The organism is Nocardioides sp., from assembly GCF_025964975.1.
Lineage (GTDB): Bacteria > Actinomycetota > Actinomycetes > Propionibacteriales > Nocardioidaceae > Nocardioides.
On the sequence record NZ_JAOPXV010000167.1, the window covers coordinates 1 to 5799 of the forward strand.

Below are 5799 nucleotides of genomic sequence, written 5' to 3' on the forward strand. Positions count from 1 at the left end.
GGGTACGGCCGGCGGCGAGGTCTGCTTCGAAGGCACCGTCGACGGCCTGCGAGCCAGTGACACGACCACCGGACGCCACCTCGACGACCGAGCCGCGATGAAGGAGCAGGTGCGGGCTGCCTCGGACCAGCTCGCGGTGAAGAAGGCGACAACCCACAACCTGAAGAACGTCAGCGTCGACATCCCGCTGGGTGTGCTGTGCGTGATCACCGGGGTGGCGGGGTCGGGCAAGAGCTCCCTGATCAGTGGCTCGGTGGCCGGTCGCGACGAGGTGGTCGTGGTCGACCAGGGGGCGATCAAGGGCTCGCGGCGCAGCAACCCGGCGACGTACACCGGGATGCTCGAGCCGATCCGCAAGGCCTTCGCGAAGGCCAACGGGGTGAAGCCCGCGCTCTTCAGCTCCAACTCCGAGGGCGCCTGCCCCACCTGCAACGGCGCCGGCGTGATCTTCACCGAGCTCGGGGTGATGACCACCTTCGAGTCGCCGTGCGAGGAGTGCGAGGGCAAGCGCTTCCGGGCTGCCGTGCTCGACTACACGCTGGGCGGCAAGAACATCGCCGAGGTCCTGGCCATGTCGGTCACCGAGGCCACGGCGTTCTTCGACGAGGGAGAGGCCCGGACCCCGGCTGCGCACAAGGTGCTGGACAGGCTCTCCGACGTGGGCCTGGGCTATCTCTGCCTCGGACAGCCGCTGACGACCCTGTCAGGCGGTGAGCGGCAACGACTCAAGCTGGCGACGCAGATGGCCGAGAAGGGGGACATCTACATTCTCGACGAACCCACGACCGGGCTTCACCTGGCCGACGTGGCCAACCTGCTCGGCCTGCTGGACCGGCTGGTCGACTCGGGCAAGTCCGTCATCGTCATCGAGCACCACCAGGCAGTCATGGCCCACGCAGACTGGATCGTCGACCTCGGTCCGGGTGCCGGCCACGACGGGGGCACCATCGTGTTCGAGGGCACGCCCGCAGAGCTGGTCGCCAGCAGGTCGACGCTCACCGGTGAGCACCTGGCGGCATACGTCGGGGCCTGACTCCGCCAGGGTCGGGCTGGCTAGAGGCCCTGGTGGCTGAACAACGGCTCGTCCGCCACCTCGCGGCCCTCACGAGGAAGGCACACCCGCATCGTCGTTCCCTTCCCCGGCTCGCTCTCGACCTCGATCGTGCCGTCGTGCGCGGCTACGATCGCGTGGGCGATCGACAGCCCGAGCCCGGAGCCCTGGATCGCGTTGTCGGTCGCGGAGGACGCCCGGAAGAAGCGGCTGAAGAGCTGGTCCTGCTCGTCGAGAGCAATGCCGATACCGGTGTCTGACACGGTGATCAGCGCTGCCTTCTCCTCGGCTCGCAGCGTCACGTCGACCCGACCGCCGTCGGGGGTGAACTTGATGGAGTTGCCCACGAGGTTGACCAGCACGCGTTCGACCTCGTGCGCATCGGCGACCAGGATCACGGGGGAGTCCGGGATGTCCATGACCAGCTCCACCGAGCGGCTGAGCAGCTGGGTCTCGTGCAGCACGCACACCGCCCGCACCACGGCGCCCAGGTCGGTGGGAGCCCGTTGGAGCACCAACGCGCCGGCCTCCACCTGCGAGAGCGTGAGCAGGTCCTCGACCAGCCGGATCAAGCGGTGGCCGTTGCGTGCGATCCGGGCAACGACCTGCCTCTGCTCGCTGGGCAGGTCTCCCAGCGTGCCGTCGTGGAGGAGCTCGACGTAGCCGATGATGCTGGTGATGGGGGTGCGAAGCTCATGACTGACGTTGGACACGAGCTCCTGCTTCACTCGGTCGACGTCACGCAGCCTGGCGACGGAAGCGTGCTCCCGATCGAGCGCCCGCCGCAGCGCGACATCGGCCGCATGCCGCTCCGTGGTGTCGTCGCCCACGCCCAGGAAGCCGACGATCTCCCCGTCGTCGTCGGCGACTGAAGTGAGGCTGAGGGAGATGACGAGCTGCCTCCCGTCGTTGGTCACGAACTTCCAGTCCCATGGTTCGGGAGACGCTGCCATGGCCATCGCCAGGCTACGGAAGTCGTCCTCCGACAGGCCGAGACGGCGGGCGTGCCGGGCGACCTCCTCGGCCGGCGAGAGCTTGGTGACGGGTTGGCCCAGCACGTCGTCGGCGTCATAGCCGAGCATCAGCTCAGCACCCCGATTGAAGCGGGTGATGAGTCCCTTCGAGTCGGCGCTGATGATGAGGGTGCGGTGGGCCGACTCGAACAAGCGCTCCATCGTCGATGCCGCCTGCGTAGCGCTGAGGGTGACTCGCTGCAGCCGAGCGACACTGCCGGAGATCGGGATCGTGACGTACGCACAAGCGACCAGGAAGACGTAGAGCAGGATGGGACCGGCGATCTCCCCTCTTCCGCCCTCCAACGCCAGAGGTCCGCGTCCCAGGAAGGTCAGCAGGTAGGCGACCACGGACACCAGCAGCAACTGGTTGTGGGCCACACGCGGTGAGCCCCGGTTGGCGCCCCAGCTCAGCGCGGCCGGGACGACGAACAACACGGGGAGGGTGCTGACAGGGCCGAAGACAAGCGCCACGACCACGAGCAGCAAGCCCCACTGTGCCCACTGCTCGGCCTTCGGCGCCGTCCCGGTCCGAGACGCCCGGTCCAGCACCGGGAGTACGGCGAGCTGGGCAGCCAGCGAGCTGAGGAAGGACATCGCCCCCGTCAGCAGCGCGTCACGCGGCTCGACCTGCGCCAGGGCGAACAGACCGCCGAGGGTGCCGCAGACGAGCGCGCCCGCAGCGGTCGCGAGGATGAGACGTTGCTCCCCCCTGTGTGTGCTGATCTCGAAGGTTCGGTCACCGCGCGTGAGCAGGAACCACACCAGCAGGGCCGGCACAGTGATGGTGATGCTGCCCGCGATGCCGAGGAGCGGCGACACGTCGTAGGTGCGGGTGAGTGCGGCGACGATGACGACTGTCTCGACGAGCAACGTCCACCACAGCCAACGGCGGCCCAGATAGACGACCAGGGCGACGGCGAACCCGACAGCGGGGAAGCCCCCGAACGACCGGTAGTCCAGCCCTTCCAGGGACAACGGGACCACGATCATCATCAGGCACAGCGCCACCACCAGCGCACGCTTGCGCGACCAATCGGTCGTCATGGCTCTCCGTTCCTCGAGACTCATGATGAAGCATGGGTGGGGTTGTCGAGGCCGAACCCGCGGTTGAGTCCGATCCGCTCTGCAGCAAGCCGCCTCGAATGACCGGCGCCGCGCGCCCTGTTCGACGCGACCCGGCACCTACGACGAGGCGCTGCTCGCCCGGAGACGGACCGACGTCGCGGCGGCGGCCAACGCGGCTGCCATCCGGCCCCCGTGGCCGCTTTCCAGCTGCTCCAGGATGACCTCTGCACCGAGGTCGAGGTTGCGCGCCAGCCGGTCCAGCGGGAAGTCCCGCGCTTCCAGGACGGTCGCGAGCCAGTCGACCTGGCGGTCCAGGTCCACCCCACCGTCCACTGCCCCGGCACCCCAGAACAGGAGGTGCTGGTTGTCGTGGACGCACCAGGCGATGCCGGCGTCGCCGTACCGCTCCGCCTCGTCGGGGAACTCGTCGCGGTAGCGGCGGCAGATCTCCTCGGCCAGGGGGATCAGATCCACCACCGTGTCTCCCAGGCGGGCCTCGGTGGGCGGGGGAGTGCCCGAGGGCGGATCGGGACGGCGATTGCCGTCCCTCACTGCGCGACCACGTCGTAGGTGTGCATCTGCTCCAGCCGTTCGAGGGTGATCGCCTCTGCAAGCTCGGCAGGGATGCGTGCGTGGGACGTCTTGTGGTCGTCGCTTCGCATGTAGGCCTTGAAGGCGTCCCGGTCCGTCCACCGGGAGACCATCAGAACCTCTGCCGGGTCACGGTCCGAGCGCCACACCTGCAGGTCGATGAACCCCTCGTGGGACTCCACCAGGCCGGCGCGCACCTGGAAGGCGGCGACGAGCTCGTCGGACCTGGACGGTTCCACACTGAGCCGGGACACGGATACGTACACCCGTCGGACCCTAGTGGAGAAGGAGCCCCAGTCGGCGTAGCCAGTACTGGGCCCGCTCGTTGGACCCCTGACACGTACTCCGCGAGAGGACCCACCGGACATGCGCCGCTTCATCGCCACCGCCGCCATCAGCATCGTCACCGCCGCGTCACCGGCGCTCGCCGGTCCCTCCGCCGCGGCTGCGACGGTCACCACGACGGACGGCTGCGTGGTGAGCGTGCCGGATCCGGGAACGACGGCGCCCGTCGAGATCTGCTACACCCTGTTCCGGCCCGCCGACGCCACCCAGGACGCGCCGGTGCCGATGGTGCTCTCCAGCCACGGGTGGGGCGGTAGCCGCACGACGGACCCCGCCGCGCTCTCCTACCTGACCGATGCAGGGTTCGGGGTGCTCAGCTTCGACCAGCGCGGCTTCGGCGACAGCGGGGGACAGGCGTACATCGAGAACCCCGACGTCGAGGGCGAGGACGTCCAGCGCATCATCGACCTCGTCGCAGTGCAGGAGTGGGTGAAGAAGCAGCGCCCCGGGGACCCGGTCCTGGGCGCGATCGGCGGCTCGTACGGCGGCGGATACCAGTTCGTCGGCGCCTTCAGCGAGATCCGGGAGACCGGCAGCACCCGATTCGACGCGCTGGTCCCGGAGATCACCTGGTACAGCCTGACGGAGAGTCTGTTCCCCCAGGGCGTCCCGCGCACCGCGTGGGCGTCGGCCCTCACCGCCGCCGCGCTGCCCTCGGACGCGCTCCCGCCGATCGTGCACCGAGGTTTCGCGGAGGCATCCGCGACCGGGAACGTACCGCCGTACCTCCATGACTTCCTGGACAAGAACGGGCCGGAGGGGCACGTACGACAGGGTCGGCGACTCAACATCCCGGTCCTCTTCGGACAGGGCGCGACCGACAACCTCTTCCCCCTGGAGCAGGGCCTGAAGAACTTCCAGCGCGCGCTGACCGACAAGGCGCGCGCCCGGAGCGTCTTCGTGGGCTACAACGGCGGCCACACCCTGCCCGCCGTGCTGCCCGGCGGGACGAACTCCGGACTGCCGCTCCCGACGTCGCAGGACGCGTGCTCGCCGCGTCTGGGCAGCCCGAACTTCGCCGACCTCGGGCTCCGGTTCCTGAAACAGAACCTGCAGGGCAAGAAGACCGGCCTCAGTGGTTTCGGCCAGTTCCACTTGACCACCGCCGCCGGCCGGTGCGTCAGCGTCGCGTCGGTCGCGCCGACCACCGAGGTGGCCCTCGGCGACGTCATCACCACGGTCGGGGTCGGCGCTCCGGTCGCCTACCCGGTCGCCCGGGGTCCGATCAGTATCGCGGGTTCGCCCAGCCTGAACGCCGCCATCAGCACCGTCGGACTCGACAACCGGGCGTTCCTGGCGCTGTCGGTCGGCACCAGTCCGGCGGACGCGAAGATCGTGCAGAACAACATGCTGCCGATCCGGGAGCAGGGGATCGTGCTCAACAAGCCGCGCACCGGTGTCGAGCTGCCGTCCGTGGCGGTCGACGTCCCCGCCGGCCAGACCTTGTTCCTGACCGTCTCGCCCATCTCGGACATGTCGGCGGGCTTCGGCAGCCGCGTGGTCGGCGCCATGACGCTGCGGGACGTCGAGCTGCACCTACCGGTGACGAACAACTGAGTCGCTCGGGGGCTGGTGCCCCGCTCTGAGTCCCGTACGGGCGTCTGATCAGACGGTGACGATGCCTTCGTGCTCGGTGCGCGCGGACTCCAGGACGGAGCGCCACGAAGCGGCAGGACGACGGCGGATGAGGGCACGACGCTCACGCTCGGTCATACCGCCCCAGACACCCCA

Annotated in this window: 5 protein-coding genes; 2 read left to right on the forward strand and 3 right to left on the reverse strand. The window is 69.1% G+C overall.

What is annotated here, in order from left to right:
- On the forward strand, positions 1-1033 hold a 1033-nt coding region (locus JWN68_RS12895; RefSeq protein WP_297739516.1), incomplete at its 5' end, for an ATP-binding cassette domain-containing protein.
- A 20-nt stretch (positions 1034-1053) separates the two neighbouring features.
- Here JWN68_RS12895 and JWN68_RS12900 read toward each other — a convergent pair.
- The 3 genes from JWN68_RS12900 to JWN68_RS12910 form a co-directional block, all read right to left on the reverse strand.
- The gene (locus JWN68_RS12900; RefSeq protein WP_297739519.1) at positions 1054-3111 is read right to left on the reverse strand and encodes an ATP-binding protein; all 2058 of its coding nucleotides are present in this window, start codon (positions 3109-3111) and stop codon (positions 1054-1056) included.
- Between the two features lie 138 nt (positions 3112-3249).
- Positions 3250-3606 carry a hypothetical protein gene (locus tag JWN68_RS12905; RefSeq protein WP_297739521.1) on the reverse strand — a complete coding sequence of 119 codons (357 nt, stop codon included), beginning with the start codon at positions 3604-3606 and terminating at the stop codon, positions 3250-3252.
- Between the two features lie 74 nt (positions 3607-3680).
- Positions 3681-3989 carry an antibiotic biosynthesis monooxygenase family protein gene (locus JWN68_RS12910; protein ID WP_297739523.1) on the reverse strand — a complete coding sequence of 103 codons (309 nt, stop codon included), beginning with the start codon at positions 3987-3989 and terminating at the stop codon, positions 3681-3683.
- A gap of 100 nt (positions 3990-4089) precedes the next feature.
- Between JWN68_RS12910 and JWN68_RS12915 the strand changes: the two genes are divergently transcribed.
- Positions 4090-5625 (forward strand): alpha/beta hydrolase, encoded by a 1536-nt coding sequence (locus JWN68_RS12915; protein WP_297739525.1) that lies wholly within the window; start codon positions 4090-4092, stop codon positions 5623-5625.
- Positions 5626-5799 lie beyond the last annotated feature (174 nt).

Bases quoted from the DNA above. Each gene is read 5' to 3' on its own strand.
- JWN68_RS12915 (WP_297739525.1), top strand. From the start codon at position 4,090: ATGCGCCGCTTCATCGCCACCGCCGCCATCAGCATCGTCACCGCCGCG.
- JWN68_RS12900 (WP_297739519.1), bottom strand. From the start codon at position 3,111: ATGACGACCGATTGGTCGCGCAAGCGTGCGCTGGTGGTGGCGCTGTGC.